This window comes from Hydrogenimonas cancrithermarum (genome assembly GCF_030296055.1).
Taxonomy (GTDB): domain Bacteria; phylum Campylobacterota; class Campylobacteria; order Campylobacterales; family Hydrogenimonadaceae; genus Hydrogenimonas; species Hydrogenimonas cancrithermarum.
Map to the genome: position 1 here is coordinate 1,689,598 of NZ_AP027370.1, position 18,928 is coordinate 1,708,525.

Below are 18,928 nucleotides of genomic sequence, written 5' to 3' on the forward strand. Positions count from 1 at the left end.
TCTATATTTTCTTGATTGGCGAGACTTTTGTTCGGGTTATACAATGGATATGTAATTGAAGGTATATTAATCATACTCCAACTCGAAAACCTGCGGTAAGTCAAGTGAAAATGTCAGTTGCGTTTGAAATCGTCGTCGAGACGGACGATGTCGTCTTCACCCGTATACTCCCCTACCTGCGCCTCGATGAGTACGACGGGTATCTTCCCTTCGTTGGCGAGGCGGTGGACTTCACCCATCTTGATGTAGGTCGACTCGTTGGGGCGTATCAGTTTGGTTTCGTTGCCCACCGTCACCGTAGCCGTACCGCTTACGACGATCCAGTGTTCGTTTCGATGGTAGTGCTTTTGCAGGCTCAGGCGTTTGCCCGGTTTCACGACGATACGCTTGATCTTGTAGCCAGGGGTGTCTTCCAGTACCGTGTAAGTTCCCCATGGACGGTGGGCGGTCAGGTGAATCTTCGGCAGTTCCGAGCCTTTCTCTTTCAAATGCTTGACGACCTCTTTGACTTTCTGAGAGCTTCCTTTTTTCGAAACCAGCAGCGCGTCTCCCGTGTCGACGATCATCAGGCCTTCCACGTCGATCGTGGCGATGGTTCTGTCGTCGGCGATGACGAGGTTGTTTTTCGAATCCAAAGAGATGTGGTTGTCGTTGAGAGTGTTGCCGTTTTCATCTTTCTCCAGCTCATCGTAGAGGGCGTCGAAACTTCCCAGGTCGCTCCAGCCGATGTCGCAGGGGATCACCTTGACCTTATCGCTCTTCTCCATCACCGCGTAGTCGATGCTTTCGTCGGGAATCGCCATCATATCTTCATGTCGTATGCGCAGCTGCCCTTGGGTAATCTCCTGTTCGTTTTCATACGCCTCGAGGCACGCTTCGTAAATCTCGGGCGCGTACTTTTTCAGCTCATCCAGAAAGAGGCCGGCTTTAAAACAGAACATGCCACTGTTCCAGTAGTAGTTTCCCGCATCTAGATATTTTTGCGCCGTTTCGGCATTGGGTTTCTCATGAAATTTTCGAACATCGAGTACAGAAAACTTCCCACTTCCCACTTCTAACTTCTCACTATCTCGAGACTTTGCCTCGATATACCCAAACCCCGTTTCCGGATAGGTCGGTTCGATGCCGAAAGTGACAAGGTTTCCCTCTTCGGCGGCAAGCTTCGCAGTGGATACCGCTTCGAGATAGGCTGTTTCGTTTTTGATGAGGTGGTCCGACGGTGTGACCAGAACGATCTCCTCCGCATCGATGTTCAGGCATGCCAGGGCGATGGCAGGTGCCGTGTTGCGTCCTACCGGTTCGAGTAGGAATGTTGAATGTTGAATGTTGAATGTTGAATGAATACCCGGTTCTTCGAGCTGGTCGAGAGCCAGAAAGTACTGCTCGGCATTCGAGACGATGAACTGGTGGTCACATGCTTTGGCATTGCGCTCCACGGTCAGCTGAAAAAGCGATTTGTCATTGAAAAGTTTGACGAACTGTTTTGGCATCAATGTCCTGCTGATGGGCCAGAGTCTCGTGCCGCTTCCGCCGCATAGAATGATGTTGGTCATCGTATTCCTTTCCCGTCGAGGAAGTAGTTTTTCGTATATCGGTGCACCATGGGGTCTGCCAGCAACGTTTCGACATCGAACCACCGGTACGCCTCGTGCTGCGCTTTCATCCCCTTGGGGACATCTTCGAGCGATATCTCGAAACCCATCACGATGTAGTGAGTCGAAAAGTCGTCGTTGAAGGCATTGTTGTCGTAAAAATGTTCATAGAGACCGAGAAATTTTGATTGACTGATATTATATTCTATGCCAAGTTCGTTTTCGCTTATGCGTTTAAATGCGTTGTCGATGGTTTCATCTTTGAAGATGCGGCCGCCGGGGACGAACCAGAGACCTTTGGCGGGTTCGTTTTTCCGCAGGCCCAGCAAAATCTCCCCTTTCCTATTTTTCACGACAAGGTCGATGGAAACGAGCGGAGCGAACCTGATGACGCATTCAAAATTGGATTTTTCTAAAAACATCGTATTCCTCTTTCATTCCTTTAAAAGATAATTAAATACCGTTCGTATTTTTAGTTTAACGATCATTTACAAATCTGTCTATTTGCCAAATAATAAATTAAATGAAGCTTTATTATAAAAAGATTATAATCACGCAATGCATTGAAAAAGGGAAAAATTAGTGATCATTCTTGGTGAAAAGTATATTCTTACCGAACTGGAAAGAAAGAGACTGGCGAAAAAATTTTCCAAAATCGAGTATATCAAATATCGTAACGGTGATGTAGAAGAGATTATCGGAAAGATTGAAAAAGCGTTAGATGGCAACGGGCCAAAGCTGATCGTTCTAAACACGAAAGCTCCGACCCCAAACAGGCTCATAGCTTACCTGACAAACCTGGAACTGAAAGGGGTTTCATTCGTTTCCATCGAACACTTTTTGGAAAGCTACCTTCATAAGTGTTTCATCTCCGAAGATCGTACCGATCTGACCTATCTCGAAAACATCAAACCCTACACTCCGTGGCAGTACTTCCAAAAAAGAGCCGTCGACTTTTTCGGGATCTTCTGGCTTTTTTTCTTCTCCTGGCCTTTCATGCTCTACTCGGCTTACCGCATAAAAAAAGAGTCGCCCGACGGCCCCATCTTTTTTAAACAGAAGCGCGTTGGGTTCGGTGGTAAAGAGTTCGAATGTATCAAATTTCGCAGCATGGTTCCCGATGCGGAAAAAGGGACGCCAAAGTTCGCCAGCAAAGACGACCCGAGGATTTTCGAGTGGGGAGCCGTCATGCGAAAGACCAGGCTCGATGAACTCCCGCAAATGTGGAATATTTTAAAAGGTGAAATGCACCTTATCGGCCCCAGGCCCGAACGAAAGTACTGGACCGATCAGTTTGAAAAGATCATCCCTTACTACAACGAACGGCACTTGGTAAAACCGGGAGTCACCGGTTGGGCACAGGTCATGTACCCTTATGGCTCCCATCACGAAGATGCCAAGCAGAAACTGATGTACGACCTTTACTACATCAAATATTGGAATATCATACTTGAATTAAAGATAGTTTGGATGACGGCGATGACGGTTATCGGTAAAAAGGGTATTTAAACACTTGTTTATGTTCGAAGTTTTGTATAGATGATTTTGACAAGTCGTTTTGGCAAAATTCTCGAAATAAAACGCAACGATACATTGCGGATAAATTCTCCTTTATCGATAAACCCCATGTTCAAGAGTTTTTTTTGAAACTCTATTTCACTTAAAGCATATTTCATACCACTTCGTCTTTCCAGCTGTCCGTATCCGGCTCTCATGTGAACGAGAGGTTCTTGAATATTGTAAAATTTTGCGCCATGAAGAATCATTTTACTCCAAAGGTAGTAATCTTCGAACCACATCATTTTTTGATATCCGCCGGCCTCGACAACCTTGCTCTTTCTGTACATTACAGCCGGATGGTTTAATGGATTTCTCTTTTTTGCAAAATGTCTTATTTCCTCGTCGCTTTCAGGCACTTTTCTGAAGGAAACGGTAGTACTTTCATCTTTGTCAAATTCAGCTACCCAGCTGCTGCAAATATCGATATCTTTCTTTTCAAAAACCGCCAGTTGTTCTTTGAAACGGTCGGAGGTTGAAATATCATCCGTATCCATTCTGGCGACGAGATCGTATTTGCATTGTTGAAGCCCGATATTCAACGCATCCCCTAGCCCGACATTCTCCTCCAGGGTGATTATGTCCAGCACACCCTTTAGCTTCTCTTTCCAGTAAGAGATCGCATCTTCCAGCTCCTGTGTCAATGGGCCGTCTTTGACCAAAACGATCTGGTTTGGTTTAATGCTTTGTTCATCCCATATGGACTGCATCGCACGATCGAAATATTCTGGTTTTTCTTTATGGTAAATTGATAATAATACGGATAAATTTAAATTCATCGTCAACCTTTTATTTCATTTAATTTGTAATAATATTTGCCCATGTAGTCGATTTTTCCAATCCATATAATGAAATCATAGAATTGATCATTGAAAAGCCAATAATAAAAAATTTTATTTTTTTCGAACCAATTGCATAAAGTTCAGCTAATAAAAAAGGGAAAAAAATAAAGAAAAAATGCATATATCGAGATGAAGCAGCGGGAGCAAAGAACAATAAAAGAGTTGAAATAAATAGTATAGAAACATTAACTATAAATAAGTTACTATAAATAATATTTTTTACAGGTGTGCTTTCAAACTTGAAGAAAGTAAAAACAATAATTATTGAACTCCCTAATGCTATAAATCCATACAAAACTCTTATTGCAGCCATTTTCTGTGTTGTTCGTGCATAAATTTCTAAAATTTCTAAAGTATTGTTTAAAAAATCTTTGAAAAAGAAAAAAAGAAAAAAAGAAAAAAAGAAAAAAAGAAAAAAAAGAATAAAAAATTTACCATTGATAATATTTTTTATTGTTTGATAGCTAACTAACATTAGAGCAGATGAAATTATATGAAATAAGCTGCTTAAATAAATGAATATTCGTGCGTCATAAACCAAGAAAAGTAAAAAAATAAATGTAAAATATCCTTGCCTCCATATATTAAAAAATAATCCCCAAAAAGATGCTGAAGTTACTTCAAGTATTAAAAGAAAAATAAAAAAACTGCTTTTCCGATATTTTAATATTGAAATAACAAAAATAAAATATAAGAATATAACAAATAGAAATGATAAAATATAAAAATCTGAAGAAATTTTATTTAGAAAAAATGATAAAAATATAAAAAATATATCACTAGACCATCTTTCAGATGCGACGAAAGCATCATGTAATGTTTTTGAATTAATAGTCGCTTCAACGTAGTAAATAGGATCAATTAAATGTTGATAATTTACTTCTAAAGTAAATAAAATAAAAAATATACTGAATAATAGACATACTGTAATATTAAATATTATAATAAAATTTTTATTTGCAATCATAATTTTAAATTATTTTTTTTTCTTTCATACTCTATTGTTGCAACAGCAGATAAAAATTCAAATATTGACATATAGCACGCAACAATAAAACCAGCACGACCTTCTAAAATACCACCTCTGAAGACATATAAATAAATAAATCTTAAAAAAGGCCTTAACAGCCCTAATTTTGCAACGATACGTTTTGTTTTTCCCATTGCGCCAACTTTTTCAAAATACTCACTTTGCTCACCATCTAAAAATTTTGCAGTAACTTCTCCAATAAAATCTGCATATCTAGCTTGTTTTTCAACAAATCTTTTCATGCCATTGGAATTAAAATAATGATCTAGAACCGCTCCTTTGCATTTTTTACGATTTTTAGAATTTACATATTCTCCAACTGCAGCAGAAAATCTAACGTTTTTTTTGACAACCCTATCATGCCAATTTGGATACCCCATAGATTTTATTTTTTTGCCGTGGAGGTTATACAATAAGGGTATCATTATGACATCCGCATCAATATTTGAGTGCAAACATTTTAATAATTCTTCTTTAAATCCAGAAATAGGTTCTTCGTCAGCATCAATAAATAGTAACCAATTAGCTTTTGTAACTATATTTTCAATGGTCCAATTTCTTTGAAGTGCTGCGGAGTATTTATTCTCCTGTATAAATGTGTATGTTTGAGCTCCTAGTTTTGTTGCCAGTTCTAACGTTTTATCAGTGCTACCAGAATCTATTACGTGTATTTCCTCAAATCCTTCTTCTTTACAGGCCTTTATACATGAACTTATATTGTTTTCTTCATTTAATGTTAAGATACAGACAGCTATTTCCATTTTTTATTTTCCTCCTTGATAATCATTAAATAATTAATAATCCCTCCTGTCAGAATGGGTACGGTTATAGCCAAAAGCAATTGCTCTGGCCGAAAATTAAGTAAAAATGCTATTAGAATGACTAAAATTAAAAATAAAATTCTAGTTATTTCCTGAACTAGCATATCAATTTTTACATCAAATTTTATTCTAGTAAATACAAATGATGATGTATAAAAGCCTTTTGCTAAAATATATATGAATATATAACCAAATCCTACGTTAAAACCTTTTTTTATGAAAAATTCGGCATATTTCGAATGCAAAAATAACTCAAGAACAATGGATTCAAAAAAACATATAATTGTAACTATAAGCAATATTGCCTTAATATCAGAAATATAATCTTTTGAATAAAAAATTCTGTTAATAGCTAATTGATTTACGGAAGAAGGAAGGCTGACGATATATAACAACAAGGCAAACTCGGCTACATAAGAGGTTGAGAAAAGCATATATAAAATTGGTAACAAGAGCAGTGTATTTGCTTGTGAGAGAAAAAAAGATAATTTAGTTCTTGTTAGATTTTTTATTTTATTTTTATTTAATTGTATTTTAGGAAAAGGAATCAAAAAAAATACTATTGTTGTCATTATTCCATAAGTGAAAAATATTGATAATTTTATATCAAAGTCATATAATGATAGGATCATTAATATTACAAGAACGAAAAGATGTGAGGATTCAGATAATATTAAATTTTTCAATGTTTTATGAATTAAAGATGAATAGGATAAATATTCGTATGTTGTTAAAAAACAAGTAACGATAATTAGTTCAATGAAATAATTTTGATAATATAAAATATATAGAAGAAAACCTAAACTTATTGTGATACTGAATTTATCTAATAAAATAATATTATTATTTTTATAATATTTTGGATAAAGCCTAGGAAATCCACCAAGAAGTTGTGATGCTATCAACATAGCCATACTCCAAACTACTACGATAAAGGCATAATCCGAGTCATCTAAAATCGTAGATAGTTTGAGCCTAATAAAACTGAATGATATAGAAAATAAAAAACTTATAGCAAAAAACTTCATTAGTTTGATTTTAAGAAAATTGAAGGAGATACTCTGTCAAGTTTTTCTGTAAAAGGTAGTTTGTACCAGCTTTTTTCATATATCTCAGCAAGTAAGGCTCCATGGTACCTTTCTGTAACAACAAATTTGGAACATGGGAGAATCGATAATAAATTTTCAATGTCTTCATTACAAGAGTAATTTATTATATCACATTTAATATTGGGTTCGAGTATTTGTCTTATTTGATTTGCCCTCAATATATCTTCGTTACCTTGACAAAATAAAATTCCTTTTTGTGTTTTTTTAAAAATATTATTATTTATAATAAAATCTTTTGTGATTTGTAAAGAATACTTATTTTTTTTTGCGGCTGGTTGGGAAATGAACCAAATAAAAAATTCTTTTTCTGAACATTTTAAATAAGTATTGTATTGTTTTAACAAAGCAGTTTTAGATCTTATAACCCTATCTGGTTGCATAGTAATATTTTTTTCAATTTTCAAATAAAAAAAACAATATCTTAAATATCTGTAAGAAAAATTGTCTCTTAGGCTAATGTGATCTGCTAAAAGAAACGTTTTTATAATAATTTTTCGCAATCTTTTATCTATTTCTAAATCCAATCCAATTGAATCAATAATGTTTGTTTTACCAATCTTTTTTCTAAAAAGAAATAACATGTATATAAAAATTATTTTAAAAATAGATTTTTTTCGTTCATATGAAAAAATATTTCCCCCAGTTGTAACTAAATCATCAGCTAGAAACATATATATTAGTTTTCTTAATCCATTTAAAGATTTTACTCCTTGAAAAGGATACAAAAGTTTACCTGTATATATTTTGTTATAAAAAGACTTCTTCTCAATAAGAAAACTTTTTGCCATTAAGTCATCACCTATGTTTCCTAGTCCATGATAACCTAATAAAAAGCAATCTTTCATATAAATTCCTTAATAGATGTAATGCGTATTTTTTTATTTTTGGATATATTTATGTATTTACTAATATTTTTGATATTTGAGTATTTTCTATACGAATTTCTTTTATAGCTTATAACATGGTTATTAGTATGCAGTACTTTTCGACCGTATGTTTATTAATGTACTTAATGGTACTTTTATGAGATTCTGGCTTTTGTTTTATTAAGAAACAAATTTAGTAGTATTCCGTTGGAAAGGCCGACGTAACCGGTTCTTGCAATAGCGATTTTCATTATTTTCTTTTCCTTGGATTTTTGAAGCGTAACTTTAGATGGAATATTTTTCTTTTAAAGATTAAACGAATTTTATCCAATATGTCATAAAGAGGAGTTAAAAAAAGATAATATGAATATGCTTGAATATCAAAATCTCCTCTTGATTTCAAGTTCTTAAATTTCTTTTCCCTTATACCAATTATATATTTTTTTAATACCTTTATCAAGTTCGATTTTATGCTTCCATCCAAGACTATGCAGCTTCGACGGGTCAGTCAGCTTTTTCATCGTACCGTCAGGTTTTTCTGTGTTGAAAACGAACTCTCCTTGGAAGCCTACAATCTCTTTGATGAGATGAGCGAGATCTTTGATGGAGATATCTTTGCCTGTACCGATGTTTATATGAGTGTTTCGAACTTCGTTCGAAAACTCATTAATTTTGAATTTTGAATGTTGAATGTTGAATTGCTCTTTTACTATATCTTCGAAATCGATCTTTTCCATGAGAAAGACGCAGGCGTCGGCCATGTCTTCGCTCCAGAGGAATTCTCGCATCGGTTTGCCGGAGCCCCAAATTTCGATCCTGACGGAGTCAGGATCAATTTTGAACGTTGAATTTTGAATGTTGAATGAAATGCCGTATTTATTGAGAATCGATTTTATTTCATCTTCGCTTGCTTCGCCGGTGACGCCTTCGATGGGGAGGTTGTTCAGGTCTTTTCGTATGGTTTCCCAGTCGTTTTCTTCGAGGGCTTTGCCGAGGTGGATCTTTCGGATGAGTGCCGGCAAGACGTGGCTCTTTTCCAGGTCGAAGTTGTCGTTGGGGCCGTAGAGGTTGGTGGGCATGACGGAGATGTAGTTGGTGCCGTACTGGAGGTTGTAACTTTCGCACATCTTGATGCCGGCGATCTTGGCGATGGCGTAGGGTTCGTTCGTATACTCTAGCTCACCGGTGAGCAGGTACTCCTCTTTCATCGGCTGCGGGCAGTTTTTGGGGTAGATGCAGGTGGAGCCGAGAAACATCAACTTTTTGACGCCGTTCAGGTAGCTTTGATGGATGACGTTGTTCTGAATTTGGAGATTTTGGTAGATGAAGTCGGCGCGGTAGGTGTTGTTCGCCACGATGCCGCCCACTTTGGCTGCCGCCAGAAATACGAACTCCGGTCGCTCTTTTTCGAAAAACTCTTTGACGGCGATGGGGTCCATGAGGTCGAGCTTTGTCCAGTTTATGATGGGTTTATTGGCATATTGGTTATTGGTTATTGGGGGGCGGTTGTGGTAGTTGGCGACGATGTTGGTGTAGCCTTTTTCCAGTAGGTTTTTGACGATGGCGCTGCCAACCAGCCCTGTGCCGCCGGCGACGAAGATTTTGCTCTCTTTGGTCATTGGTGTATTGATGTATTGGTTATTGGCCATTTTGTACCTTTTTTTTAATGCTTTCAATGAAGTTATTGAGTTTTTTACCCAATAGGTTGATATCATCCATCATTTTTTCATATCGGGCTTTTTCCATCAGGTTTCTGTTTGCAAGCAGATAAAGCCAATGTTTCGATTCCCAAAGAGAACCTCTGGCATAGTAGTAAAACTTCATGCTGTCTTTGTAATGAAACCTTCCGTAGCCTTCGGCGATGTTCGCACCGATCGAATCGATAGAGCGCACCGACTGATCTCCAATGCCAAACTGTAACTGTTTTGGAAGTTTTTCGTAAACGAGCCAAATCTCACCGCTGAGTTTCAAAGCCAGTCGATACACTTCAAGTTTTCCAAGTTCCATCGTTCATCTCCCAATACACCAATAACCGATAACCATCAATCACTCAAAGTAGTTCATAATCGTATGGCCGCCGGCGGTGAAAAATTTTCACCAGTTCAGCTTTCTGCTTGCTGTTGAATGTTAAGTGCTGAATTTTTTTCCATTTTACTTTTCCTGGCGATGGGCATTTTGGCTATGAAATCGTTATCCATTCAAAATTCAAAATTTATCATTATGTCGAAACGATGCAAGTACTTTTCGACTAAAAGGTCCTGTACTCTTCGCCGAAGAGACCGTTCGTTTCGATATGTCGGTTGTACGCTTCTATGGCAGATTGGTCGCTTTTGAGCCACTCCTTTCGGCGCTTCTCTTTTTGGGTATCCGATAGATGGGAGATGGATGCAGTTTCACAATGCGTGTTTGTCGACGACGCTTCGAGCGTAATCGTCGTGATGCGCATCATACCGCTCTCCTTGTTCGGTGTAATACCATATTTTATCATATTTTCATTCGAACGAAACGCTTTTTCGTTTGGCCATGCCATCATAAATGTTTCTCGGATTCAGTAGATCTCTTTTCTATGTCCGATGCGGACGATGAGGATAAGTACTTTCGCTTCTATGATTTGGAAGACGATCCGGTACTCCCGCACGCGAAGTCTGAATTTTCCGGCAAATTTTCCTTTCAGCGGTTTGATATTGTTTTTTAACCGTTCAGGGTTTTCCGCCAGTAAAATCATTTTCGCTTTCAACTGTTTTTGGACGGTGAAATCCAACTGTTTCAGCTCTTTTTGGGCTGCGGGGAGAAACTCGATGGTGTACATCTACAGACCGAGTTCTTTCCAAACCTCTTCGGCAGGCGTGGTGCGTACTTTTCCCTCCTCCAGCTCTTTGAGACGTTTGTCGGCCACTTTTTCGTCGAGAAGATCGAAATAGTGGGTCAACGCTTTTTCGATGAGATGACTTTTTTTCTCTCCAAGCTCCAGAGCCAGGGTGTTCAACTCTTCCGCAACGTTTGTATCGAGGGTAATGCTCATTTTTTTTACGTTAATGTATCGGTTCATTTGTCCATCCTTTTATATGGACAATTGTACCATATAATTGTCACTCATCGAGCTGTTCCATTCAAAATTCAAAATTTAACATTTAACATTCGATCATGAATCACTCGAAGTAATTCATGATCGTATAGCCGCCGTTTTTGAGGTACTCGTCCTTTTTCATCAGCTTCAGGTCGCTTTCCATCATCTCGTCGACCAGATCGTTAAGGGTGTGTTCTGGTACCCAGCCCAGTTTCTCTTTCGCTTTGGTCGGGTCGCCGATGAGCAGGTCGACTTCGGTCGGGCGGAAGTAGCGCGGGTCGACGGCGACGATTTCTCGCCCGAGTAAATTTTGAATGTTGAATGTTGAATTTTGAATCACTTCGTTGGCGCGTTTCATGTCGATGTTTTCGACGAAACCGACTTCTTCGACACCGGTGCCTTTGAATGCGAGTTCAATGCCAAGATAGCCGAATGCCATTTTGACGAAGTCGCGGACGGAGGTGGTCGTTCCGGTAGCGATGACCCAGTCTTCCGGTTCGTTGGCCTGTAAAATCATCCACATCATGCGGACATAGTCTTTGGCGTGGCCCCAGTCGCGTTTGGCGTCGAGGTTTCCGAGGTAGAGTTTCTCTTGAAGGCCCAGTGCGATCTTGGCGGCGGCGCGGGTGATCTTGCGTGTGACGAAGGTTTCGCCGCGTACCGGGGATTCGTGATTGAAGAGGATGCCGTTGCAGGCGAACATATTGTAGGCTTCGCGGTAGTTGACGGTGATCCAGTAGGCGTACATCTTGGCGACGGCATAGGGTGAACGCGGGTAGAATGGCGTCTTTTCGGTTTGGGGAATCTCCTGTACTTTGCCGTAGAGCTCGGAAGTGGAAGCCTGGTAGACACGTGTCTTTTCGGTCAGTCCCAGAAGGCGGACCGCTTCGAGGATGCGGAGTGTTCCTGTGCCGTCGGCGTTGGCCACATACTCTGGCATTTCGAAACTGACGGCGACATGGCTCATGGCAGCGAGGTTGTAGATCTCGTCGGGTTGCACTTCCTGGATGATGCGCGTGAGGTTCATGCTGTCGGTCATGTCTCCGTAATGAAGAATGAAGTTTCTGTTTTCGACATGCGGGTCCTGGTAGAGATGGTCGATGCGGTCGGTATTGAAGAGTGAGGCGCGGCGTTTGATGCCGTGGACCACATACCCTTTTTTAAGCAGAAATTCTGCGAGATAGGAGCCGTCCTGTCCTGTGATACCGGTGATCAGTGCTACTTTCTGTTCCATGTGTCATAAAGCCTTTGTGTAACGTCAGTGAAGAATAAAGCGAATTTTATCCAAAAGATAATAAGGAAGAGTTAAAAAAGTAATATAGGTTAAAAAATGACTTATGCCGTTGTTTTTTCATGACAGCTTTTAAACTGCACGATGGGGAGTGGGTCGTCTGATAACAATAACTTGATCGCTTTAAAAGCGGGTTGCTGGCTGATAGTAGGTGACCGACTGCTCTTTTTATCCATAGATCACTTCTTTTTCAATATTTTCTTTTAAAGAAGGCCTCATGTTTTTATGCAGATAAAAAAGATCGACTTTTTTTCCGAAAGCCTCTTCCAAATAGTTCCATGCACCGGCAATATTTCTAAATTTTTTATTTTCAAATTCTGCATAAAGATCGATATCGCTTTCCTCGGTAGCGCACCCTTTTGCGTAAGAACCAAAAAGACCGATTTTGACAAGGCTGTATTTTTCTTTGAGTTCATCCTGATGTGTTTTTAAGAAGTTTGAAAATCTGCCTTTGTCATCTCATTCCTTTGGCAATGTTTGTCTATTTTTTATATCTAAAAACCTTGATATCCCCACTGAAGGAAGATAAAGAGAGGTTGGCCTCTATTTTACAAATCCATGAAAATTATCTTTTTCGCTTCGGTAGCCGGATGCGTACGGCTTGAATGCTCGTGAGAGATAAACTGGCATGAAAATTTTCGGTTTGGCTATAATTGTGTCAAAAATTTGGAAGGTTCGTTTTGGCCAAAGTACCGTGCACACACTGCCATCTGGAGTTTGACGAATCGGTGATGATTACCGAGGAAGAGGAGAATGGCGAGATTCGCTATTTCTGCTGCAAAGGGTGTCAGGGCGTTTACCACCTTTTACGCTCCGAAGGCCTCGACACCTTTTACGACAAGCTCGGAAAAAACCGGCTCGAGCCGCCCAAAGAGCTCTCCGACGATCTGCATAAGTTCGATCTCGAAGGGTTCAGGAAGAAGTACATCGTCGAACGGAGCGACGGGCTTTACGAGATCTTCCTGATTATCGAGGGGATCCACTGTGCGGCGTGTGTCTGGCTGAACGAGAAGGTGTTGCACCAGACGCCGGGAGTCGTCGAAGCGACCATCAATTACACGACGAACAAGGCGCATGTGGTGTGGGACCCGGAAGCCATCAAGCTTTCGCAGATCATCGAGAAGATCCGCGCCATCGGCTACAACGCCTACCCGTACGATCCGAAGTTGCAGGAGGAGCGGGCCAACAAGGCGCGGCGAGACTACTACAGCCGGCTTTTGGTGGCGATTTTCGCCACGATGAACATCATGTGGATCGCGGTGGCGCAGTACACGGGGATGTTTACCGGGATGCGTTCGGATGTGAAGGCGGTGCTCAACGTGGCCGAGTGGGTGTTGGCGACGCCGACGCTCTTTTACAGCGGATGGGTCTTTTTCCGCGGGGCGTGGTTCGGCCTGAAGAACCGCTTTGTCAACATGGATCTGCTGGTGGCCTCGGGCGCGTCGCTGGCATACATCTATTCGCTCTGGGCGATGATCACGGGCAAGGGTGAAGTCTACTTCGACTCGGTGACGATGATCATCACCTTCGTGCTGGCGGGCAAGTACCTGGAAGTTTTGAGCAAGAAGCGGGCAGCCGACACGATGGATGCGCTCTCCAACGCATTGCCGACCGAGATTATGGTCATCGAGAACGATGAGAAGGTGATGGTGCCGGTCGAGGAGGTGAAACCGGGCGACATCATCGAGGTGCGTCCGGGCGAGAAAGTGGCGATCGACGGCGTGGTCGTGGCCGGTGAGGGGAGTTTCGACGAGAGTTCACTGACGGGCGAGAGCGAACCCATCTACAAGCGTCCGGGCGACGAGATCGTCAGCGGAAGCGTGGCGATCGACGGGGTGGTGCGCTATGAAGCGACCAAAGATTACGGCTCCTCGATGCTGACGACGCTGGTGGGGCTGCTGGAGGAGTCGCTGACCAAAAAGCCGAAAATCGAGCGGCTGGCGAACGAGATTTCGGGCTACTTTTCGCTGACGATTCTCTCTATCGCTTTGTTGACCTTCGTAGGTTGGTTCTGGATGACGGGTGAGTTCGAGCGTGCGCTTGTCGTGGCCATTTCGGTCATCGTTATCGCCTGTCCGTGTGCACTAGGGCTGGCGACGCCGGTGGCGACACTCATCGGCATCAACCTCGCGGCGCGGCGCGGCGTCCTTTTCAAAGAAGCGGCCTACATCGAAACGATGGCGAAAGCGGATGTGCTGGTACTCGACAAAACGGGGACGATCACCGAAGGAAAGCCGCATGTGGTGAGTTACGAAGCATACGGCGAGTACGATCCGAACTGGCTCTATGCGCTGGCCAAAAGCTCCATCCACCCGGTGAGCCAGGGGATCGTACGCTATCTGAACGAACACCACGAGAGGCTCGAAGAGGTGCCGCTGCAAAAGGTGAAACAGGTGCAGGCACGCGGTATAACGGCGGAGTTCGAAGGGCATACGTTGCTGGGCGGCAACGCGAAAATGATGCAGGAGTTCGGCATCGACGTCGACGAGGAGAGCGAGTACACGCTCTTCTACTTCGCTGTGGATGGAAAAGCCGTGGCGCGGTTCGAACTGCGTGACCTGCCCAAACAGGGGGCGAAAGAGGCGATCGAGCAGATCCGGAAACTCGGTATCGACATCGTTATGCTGACCGGTGACAACGAAAAGGCGGCGGCGAGGGTCGCTGAAGAGGTGGGGGTACCGCACTTCAAAGCGGGGCTTTTCCCGGAGGAGAAAGCCAAAGAGATCGATATTCTGCACGCCGAGGGGCATGTCGTCGTCATGGCGGGGGATGGCATCAACGATGCGCTGGCACTCTCCAAGAGCGATATCGCCATCGCGATGGGAAGCGGCTCGGATGTGGCGCTCGAGGTGAGCGACGTGGTGCTTTTGGACGACCGCATCACTTCGCTGCGCGACGCCTTTCTGATTAGCCGTCGAACCTACAAGTTCGTCAAGCAGAACCTCGCCCTTTCGGTCATCTACAACTCCATTACGATCCCCCTGGCGGTGGCAGGGTATGTCATTCCGCTCGTGGCGGCGCTTTCGATGAGTCTGAGCTCTTTGATGGTCGTGGGTAACTCGATGCGCATCAAGTCGGCTTTCAAAACGAAGTAGCGTGGTATAATAAAGAGAAAAAAGGATGGCAAATGGCAGCGTTGAAGTGGGAAGATTTGCCGCACTATACCTACGAGGACTACAAACAGTGGGAAGGCGACTGGGAGCTGATCGGTGGTGTGGCGTATGCGATGGCGCCGGCACCGGTGAAGATCCATCAGAAGCTGATGGGAGATATCTACAGTCAAATCCGTGAAAAACTGCTGGCTTGCGAAAATTGTGAAGTTCTCTTCGAAGAGGATTGGAAAGTTTCGGAAGATACGGTTTTCAGGCCTGATGTCGCCGTCGTCTGTAACGACGACAACGAAAATTTCATCACCAAAACGCCGGAAGTGATTTTCGAGATTCTTTCTCCTTCGACGGCACGGCGCGACGAAGGGTTGAAGTTCGAAATGTATGCCGCCGAGGGCGTCAAATACTATGTGCTCGTCTATCCGAACGAGTTGGTCGCCAAGGTCTATCGCAACGGCGGCGAGGGTTTTAGAAAAGTGGGAGATTTCCGCAGGGAAACGGTTTCGTTCGAGCGTTTGGTGTGTGATTTCGCGTTCGATTTCGACGCGCTCTTTTCACGTTTTAGATAATCTCGCGCTTTAAGCCCCGCTGCAGAGGCGGCATGATAGCATTAACGAAACAAAAGTAGAAGGATGGTCAATGCAGTATGTCGATATGAGTTCGGACGAGTTTCTGGCGGAGTTGGAGAAAACGAAAAAATTTACGGACAAAGTATGCAAACAGTTCGGATGGGTCTACAACCCCAATGAAGATGTTAACGAAGGTGTGACGATGGGGCTGGCCCGTAACAAACTTCTGTATGGGAAGCGATGGTGCCCCTGTTTTATGGTCATCGAAGATGAAAACGGCAAACACAAAAGTGCGGATGGCCGCATCTGCCCCTGCAAACCGGCGATCGAAAAAGAGATCCCAGAAGAGGGAAAATGCCACTGTGGGATCTTCTGTACACCGGAGTATGCGGCGACGCATGATCATTGATTTTTTTGAGTGAGAAGGTTGGACGGTTAGAGGGTGAGATCGTCATCTTCGATGACTGGTGGGGTCGCTTCGCTGGTGGGAAGGTGATAGGGTGAGAAAGGATTGAAATGGTTGTGCATATCGTAATGTTTCGGTTCGAGGATGAGAACAAATCTGAAAATATCGAAAAAGTGAAAGAGATGCTCGAGGCGCTGCCGGAGAAGATTCCTTCGCTTCGGTCGATGGAGGCCGGGGTCGATTTTCTCCATTCCGAGCGGTCGATGGATCTGGTGCTGACTTCGACGTTCGACGACCGAGATGGGCTGGAAGCGTACCGCGTGCACCCGGCACATCAGGAGGTGGTCGCTTTCATTAAAGAGGTTACCGTCGAAAGCCGTGTGGTCGACTATGAAAGATAGATGTCGTTTGTCGTTCGGACGGGGCTTCGCCCCTCTTTGTCGTAAGAGAAGAGTGTTATGAGTTCCGGAATTCTCGCGATGATGCTGGGCGTCTCCACGCTGCTCGGGGCGCTCGGCCTTTTTGCGCTGCTTTGGGGACACAAGACCGGACAGTTCGAAGACAAGCACAAGTTTCTGGACGGGGCGCTTTACGATGGCGAAGAGGAGCTCAAAGACGCGGTGATGATGGAAGAGAAACGCAAAGAGGTCGCGAGCCGCAAAGCGCAAGCTTTGGAGGAGAAGAGGAAAGACAAACGGGTGATGCCGGATTGAGTGAGGAGTGAGAAGTGAGCAGTGAGAAGGCAGTAGAAAAGATTCGTGAGATTCTCGCGAAAGATGAAAATGTACGATTCGGTTATCTTTTCGGCTCCTATGCGGATGGAACGTTCGATGAACGCAGTGATGTGGATATCGCGGTCTTTTGTGAGCGGGACGATCTGGATATGCGGCTCGGACTCCATCATCGGCTGCAAAAGTTCTTGAAAAAAGAGGTGGATTTGGTCTGTCTGAACCGTGTCAAAAACCTTTTTCTGCTCGAATCTATCCTGGATGGTATTCTCCTCAAAGATCATGAGGAGCGGCCTTATTACGAAGTGATGAAACGGCATGAGATTATCGATTACAAACTCTTCAAAAGTATGATCGATGCGGCATAAAATCGAAAAGAAGATCGAGAGGATCGATTATTGTGTCGATTTGCTGGAAAATTACAAACCTGAGTGCAGAGATAAATTCAAAACGGACCCTATGTTCGAAGGTGCGTTGCTACACTATCTCTATTTGGCGAGCGACGGGTGTGTGTCGTTGGCCGAAATGGTCTTGAAGTACAAGAAAAAGGGCAATGCCCAAAGTTATTACGAAGCGATCGATGCTTTGGGCGAGTATGGCATCATTCCCAGAGCGTTTGCCTACGATTTCGCCAAAATCGCCTCTTTCAGAAATTTTTTGGCCCACGATTATGAAAAGATTGATCCATTGTTGATTTGTGAGCAGGCTCTGGAAAAGTTGGAAGAGATTCGAGAGTATCTGCGTTTTATAGAAAAAGCTATCGATTGAAGGATTGAAGAGATGATACCAGCGGGTATGCCGACGGGAGGGTATGTGATCAATACGGCGGCGCTGCCGGGATTTTTGGTGTGGGCCGGGGTGATCGTTCTGACGATGGCGTTGGCATGGTTGCTCGAGCGATGAAAAGAGCGCTGTTTCTCGACCGCGACGGGGTGATCAACATCGATCACGGGTATGTGAGCCGTATCGAAGATTTCGAATTTGTCGATGGGATTTTGGATTTTATAAAAGATGCCCAGGAAAAGGGGTATCTGCCCATCATCGTGACCAACCAGTCGGGGATTGGGCGCGGGTATTACTCGTCGGAGGATTTCGAGAGACTGACGGACTACATGCTCGAAAAGATGCGGGAGGCGGGCATAGCGATCGACCGTTCGCAGATTTTCCACTGCCCGCACGATCCGGAAGAGGGGTGCGACTGCCGCAAGCCGATGCCGGGGATGCTCCTGGCGGCCAAAGAGCGTTTCGCGATCGATATGGAACACTCCTGGATGCTCGGTGACAAACCCGGCGATATCGAAGCGGCCAAGAGAGCCGGGGTGGGGCATACGCGCTTTGTCGAAAGAAACAGCTCCATCGATTGGCGGTTGGACGAGTGGGAAAGTGATACAATTGTAGAAAAGATTCGTGAAGCTCTCGTGTCGGATCGCATCATGTGGCAAAAGCACGCCTTGCAGCGTATGTTGGAGCGGGGCATCTCCCGAAAAAGGGTGCGAAAGGCTCTCCTGTGTGGAATGGTCATCGAGCGGTACGATAACGACCGGCCGTTTCCCAGTCTACTTCTGCTCGATAAGAGCGAGGAGCCTCTGCACGTCGTCGCGGCATATGACGAGGTTGGAGAGATGTGTTACATCGTGACGGCCTACCGCCCCGATACGAGATATTTCGAACCGGATTTGAGAACGAGGAGAAGATGATGCGAAAAAGCCGATGTGCTCTATGTGGGGGCGAGATGAAGCCCGGCAAGACGACTTTTACGGTGGATCTGGGATTTGGCGTCGTCGTGGTGCGCGGCGTGCCCGCCATGGTTTGCGAACAGTGTGGGGAAGAGTGGATGAAGGAGGAGACGGCGGAGACACTCGAACGGATCGTCGACGAGGCCCGCGGCAGGCATGCGATGATCGAAGTGGCCCAGTATGAAGATATCAAAAAAGCGAGTTGAA

At 43.6% G+C, this 18,928-nt stretch carries 24 protein-coding genes and 1 pseudogene; 11 read left to right on the plus strand and 14 right to left on the minus strand.

All coding sequences use genetic code 11. The annotated features are described in order from the left end of the window. Positions 1-113 precede the first annotated feature (113 nt). Positions 114-1,553: a mannose-1-phosphate guanylyltransferase/mannose-6-phosphate isomerase gene (locus QUD54_RS08820; protein ID WP_286336364.1), complete on the minus strand. Its 1,440-nt coding sequence runs from the start codon at positions 1,551-1,553 to the stop codon at positions 114-116. Continuing rightward, on the minus strand, positions 1,550-2,014 hold the full coding sequence (locus tag QUD54_RS08825) for a GDP-mannose mannosyl hydrolase (protein ID WP_286336365.1): 465 nt from the start codon (positions 2,012-2,014) through the stop codon (positions 1,550-1,552). The genes QUD54_RS08820 and QUD54_RS08825 overlap by 4 nt, the downstream gene beginning before the upstream one ends. Before the next feature lie 160 nt (positions 2,015-2,174). On the opposite strand from QUD54_RS08825, the gene QUD54_RS08830 reads away from it, so the two are divergent. Further along, complete coding sequence (locus tag QUD54_RS08830; protein WP_286336366.1) at positions 2,175-3,101, plus strand: sugar transferase; 927 nt, start codon at positions 2,175-2,177, stop codon at positions 3,099-3,101. A gap of 8 nt (positions 3,102-3,109) precedes the next feature. Here QUD54_RS08830 and QUD54_RS08835 read toward each other — a convergent pair whose 3' ends face one another. The 12 genes from QUD54_RS08835 to QUD54_RS08890 all read right to left on the minus strand — a co-directional run bounded on the left by QUD54_RS08835 (position 3,110) and on the right by QUD54_RS08890 (position 12,559). Next, positions 3,110-3,928 carry a glycosyltransferase gene (locus tag QUD54_RS08835; RefSeq protein WP_286336367.1) on the minus strand — a complete coding sequence of 273 codons (819 nt, stop codon included), beginning with the start codon at positions 3,926-3,928 and terminating at the stop codon, positions 3,110-3,112. Between the two features lie 19 nt (positions 3,929-3,947). Continuing rightward, positions 3,948-4,958 carry a hypothetical protein gene (locus QUD54_RS08840; protein ID WP_286336368.1) on the minus strand — a complete coding sequence of 337 codons (1,011 nt, stop codon included), beginning with the start codon at positions 4,956-4,958 and terminating at the stop codon, positions 3,948-3,950. Next, positions 4,955-5,782 (minus strand): glycosyltransferase family 2 protein, encoded by an 828-nt coding sequence (locus QUD54_RS08845; RefSeq protein ID WP_286336369.1) that lies wholly within the window; start codon positions 5,780-5,782, stop codon positions 4,955-4,957. Before QUD54_RS08845 ends, QUD54_RS08840 begins: the two co-directional genes overlap by 4 nt. Then, positions 5,773-6,870 carry a hypothetical protein gene (locus QUD54_RS08850; protein ID WP_286336370.1) on the minus strand — a complete coding sequence of 366 codons (1,098 nt, stop codon included), beginning with the start codon at positions 6,868-6,870 and terminating at the stop codon, positions 5,773-5,775. Before QUD54_RS08850 ends, QUD54_RS08845 begins: the two co-directional genes overlap by 10 nt. Continuing rightward, positions 6,870-7,796 (minus strand): polysaccharide pyruvyl transferase family protein, encoded by a 927-nt coding sequence (locus QUD54_RS08855; protein ID WP_286336371.1) that lies wholly within the window; start codon positions 7,794-7,796, stop codon positions 6,870-6,872. The genes QUD54_RS08850 and QUD54_RS08855 overlap by 1 nt, the downstream gene beginning before the upstream one ends. Positions 7,797-8,224: 428 nt before the next feature. Further along, positions 8,225-9,436, minus strand: coding sequence for a GDP-L-fucose synthase family protein (locus tag QUD54_RS08860; RefSeq protein ID WP_286338034.1), 1,212 nt, complete (start codon positions 9,434-9,436; stop codon positions 8,225-8,227). A 19-nt stretch (positions 9,437-9,455) separates the two neighbouring features. After that, entirely contained in the window at positions 9,456-9,824 is a 369-nt protein-coding gene (locus QUD54_RS08865; protein ID WP_286336372.1) for a four helix bundle protein, read from the minus strand. A 241-nt stretch (positions 9,825-10,065) separates the two neighbouring features. Further along, positions 10,066-10,350, minus strand: coding sequence for a type II toxin-antitoxin system CcdA family antitoxin (locus tag QUD54_RS08870; RefSeq protein WP_286336373.1), 285 nt, complete (start codon positions 10,348-10,350; stop codon positions 10,066-10,068). 15 nt (positions 10,351-10,365) lie between these two features. Next, positions 10,366-10,626, minus strand: coding sequence for a type II toxin-antitoxin system RelE family toxin (locus QUD54_RS08875; protein ID WP_286336374.1), 261 nt, complete (start codon positions 10,624-10,626; stop codon positions 10,366-10,368). Next, complete coding sequence (relB, locus tag QUD54_RS08880; RefSeq protein WP_286336375.1) at positions 10,627-10,866, minus strand: type II toxin-antitoxin system RelB family antitoxin; 240 nt, start codon at positions 10,864-10,866, stop codon at positions 10,627-10,629. A 100-nt stretch (positions 10,867-10,966) separates the two neighbouring features. Further along, positions 10,967-12,118, minus strand: coding sequence for a GDP-mannose 4,6-dehydratase (gene gmd, locus QUD54_RS08885; RefSeq protein ID WP_286336376.1), 1,152 nt, complete (start codon positions 12,116-12,118; stop codon positions 10,967-10,969). Positions 12,119-12,343: 225 nt separating this feature from the next. Beyond that, positions 12,344-12,559 carry a nucleotidyltransferase family protein gene (locus tag QUD54_RS08890; protein ID WP_286338035.1) on the minus strand — a complete coding sequence of 72 codons (216 nt, stop codon included), beginning with the start codon at positions 12,557-12,559 and terminating at the stop codon, positions 12,344-12,346. Positions 12,560-12,855: 296 nt separating this feature from the next. On the opposite strand from QUD54_RS08890, the gene QUD54_RS08895 reads away from it, so the two are divergent. The 10 genes and pseudogenes from QUD54_RS08895 (at position 12,856) to QUD54_RS08940 (ending at position 18,927) form a co-directional block, all read left to right on the plus strand. Beyond that, positions 12,856-15,270 carry a heavy metal translocating P-type ATPase gene (locus QUD54_RS08895; RefSeq protein WP_286336377.1) on the plus strand — a complete coding sequence of 805 codons (2,415 nt, stop codon included), beginning with the start codon at positions 12,856-12,858 and terminating at the stop codon, positions 15,268-15,270. A gap of 32 nt (positions 15,271-15,302) precedes the next feature. After that, positions 15,303-15,851, plus strand: a complete 549-nt coding sequence (locus tag QUD54_RS08900; RefSeq protein ID WP_286336378.1) for a Uma2 family endonuclease — start codon at positions 15,303-15,305, stop codon at positions 15,849-15,851. Between the two features lie 70 nt (positions 15,852-15,921). Beyond that, positions 15,922-16,245: pseudogene (locus QUD54_RS08905) on the plus strand (ferredoxin-thioredoxin reductase catalytic domain-containing protein); the annotation flags it as partial. A 122-nt stretch (positions 16,246-16,367) separates the two neighbouring features. Then, complete coding sequence (locus QUD54_RS08910) at positions 16,368-16,658, plus strand: Dabb family protein (RefSeq protein ID WP_286336379.1); 291 nt, start codon at positions 16,368-16,370, stop codon at positions 16,656-16,658. Between the two features lie 57 nt (positions 16,659-16,715). Next, positions 16,716-16,970, plus strand: coding sequence for a cbb3-type cytochrome oxidase assembly protein CcoS (gene ccoS, locus QUD54_RS08915; protein ID WP_286336380.1), 255 nt, complete (start codon positions 16,716-16,718; stop codon positions 16,968-16,970). A 14-nt stretch (positions 16,971-16,984) separates the two neighbouring features. After that, a complete protein-coding gene (mntA, locus tag QUD54_RS08920; RefSeq protein WP_286336381.1) occupies positions 16,985-17,353 on the plus strand; it encodes a type VII toxin-antitoxin system MntA family adenylyltransferase antitoxin in 369 nt (122 codons plus the stop codon). After that, complete coding sequence (gene hepT / locus QUD54_RS08925; protein ID WP_286336382.1) at positions 17,343-17,753, plus strand: type VII toxin-antitoxin system HepT family RNase toxin; 411 nt, start codon at positions 17,343-17,345, stop codon at positions 17,751-17,753. The genes mntA and hepT overlap by 11 nt, the downstream gene beginning before the upstream one ends. Positions 17,754-17,765: 12 nt before the next feature. Further along, positions 17,766-17,888 (plus strand): hypothetical protein, encoded by a 123-nt coding sequence (locus tag QUD54_RS08930; protein ID WP_286336383.1) that lies wholly within the window; start codon positions 17,766-17,768, stop codon positions 17,886-17,888. Further along, positions 17,885-18,682 carry a D-glycero-beta-D-manno-heptose 1,7-bisphosphate 7-phosphatase gene (gmhB, locus tag QUD54_RS08935; RefSeq protein ID WP_286336384.1) on the plus strand — a complete coding sequence of 266 codons (798 nt, stop codon included), beginning with the start codon at positions 17,885-17,887 and terminating at the stop codon, positions 18,680-18,682. Before QUD54_RS08930 ends, gmhB begins: the two co-directional genes overlap by 4 nt. Further along, on the plus strand, positions 18,679-18,927 hold the full coding sequence (locus QUD54_RS08940; RefSeq protein WP_286336385.1) for a type II toxin-antitoxin system MqsA family antitoxin: 249 nt from the start codon (positions 18,679-18,681) through the stop codon (positions 18,925-18,927). The genes gmhB and QUD54_RS08940 overlap by 4 nt, the downstream gene beginning before the upstream one ends. The last annotated feature ends 1 nt before the right edge of the window (position 18,928 follow it).

Bases quoted from the DNA above. Each gene is read 5' to 3' on its own strand.
- QUD54_RS08820 (WP_286336364.1), bottom strand. From the start codon at position 1,553: ATGACCAACATCATTCTATGCGGCGGAAGCGGCACGAGACTCTGGCCC.
- QUD54_RS08825 (WP_286336365.1), bottom strand. From the start codon at position 2,014: ATGTTTTTAGAAAAATCCAATTTTGAATGCGTCATCAGGTTCGCTCCG.
- QUD54_RS08835 (WP_286336367.1), bottom strand. From the start codon at position 3,928: ATGAATTTAAATTTATCCGTATTATTATCAATTTACCATAAAGAAAAA.
- QUD54_RS08840 (WP_286336368.1), bottom strand. From the start codon at position 4,958: ATGATTGCAAATAAAAATTTTATTATAATATTTAATATTACAGTATGT.
- QUD54_RS08845 (WP_286336369.1), bottom strand. From the start codon at position 5,782: ATGGAAATAGCTGTCTGTATCTTAACATTAAATGAAGAAAACAATATA.
- QUD54_RS08850 (WP_286336370.1), bottom strand. From the start codon at position 6,870: ATGAAGTTTTTTGCTATAAGTTTTTTATTTTCTATATCATTCAGTTTT.
- QUD54_RS08855 (WP_286336371.1), bottom strand. From the start codon at position 7,796: ATGAAAGATTGCTTTTTATTAGGTTATCATGGACTAGGAAACATAGGT.
- QUD54_RS08860 (WP_286338034.1), bottom strand. From the start codon at position 9,436: ATGACCAAAGAGAGCAAAATCTTCGTCGCCGGCGGCACAGGGCTGGTT.
- QUD54_RS08865 (WP_286336372.1), bottom strand. From the start codon at position 9,824: ATGGAACTTGGAAAACTTGAAGTGTATCGACTGGCTTTGAAACTCAGC.
- QUD54_RS08870 (WP_286336373.1), bottom strand. From the start codon at position 10,350: ATGATGGCATGGCCAAACGAAAAAGCGTTTCGTTCGAATGAAAATATG.
- QUD54_RS08875 (WP_286336374.1), bottom strand. From the start codon at position 10,626: ATGTACACCATCGAGTTTCTCCCCGCAGCCCAAAAAGAGCTGAAACAG.
- relB (WP_286336375.1), bottom strand. From the start codon at position 10,866: ATGAACCGATACATTAACGTAAAAAAAATGAGCATTACCCTCGATACA.
- gmd (WP_286336376.1), bottom strand. From the start codon at position 12,118: ATGGAACAGAAAGTAGCACTGATCACCGGTATCACAGGACAGGACGGC.
- QUD54_RS08900 (WP_286336378.1), top strand. From the start codon at position 15,303: ATGGCAGCGTTGAAGTGGGAAGATTTGCCGCACTATACCTACGAGGAC.
- QUD54_RS08910 (WP_286336379.1), top strand. From the start codon at position 16,368: ATGGTTGTGCATATCGTAATGTTTCGGTTCGAGGATGAGAACAAATCT.
- ccoS (WP_286336380.1), top strand. From the start codon at position 16,716: ATGAGTTCCGGAATTCTCGCGATGATGCTGGGCGTCTCCACGCTGCTC.
- hepT (WP_286336382.1), top strand. From the start codon at position 17,343: ATGCGGCATAAAATCGAAAAGAAGATCGAGAGGATCGATTATTGTGTC.
- QUD54_RS08930 (WP_286336383.1), top strand. From the start codon at position 17,766: ATGATACCAGCGGGTATGCCGACGGGAGGGTATGTGATCAATACGGCG.
- gmhB (WP_286336384.1), top strand. From the start codon at position 17,885: ATGAAAAGAGCGCTGTTTCTCGACCGCGACGGGGTGATCAACATCGAT.
- QUD54_RS08940 (WP_286336385.1), top strand. From the start codon at position 18,679: ATGATGCGAAAAAGCCGATGTGCTCTATGTGGGGGCGAGATGAAGCCC.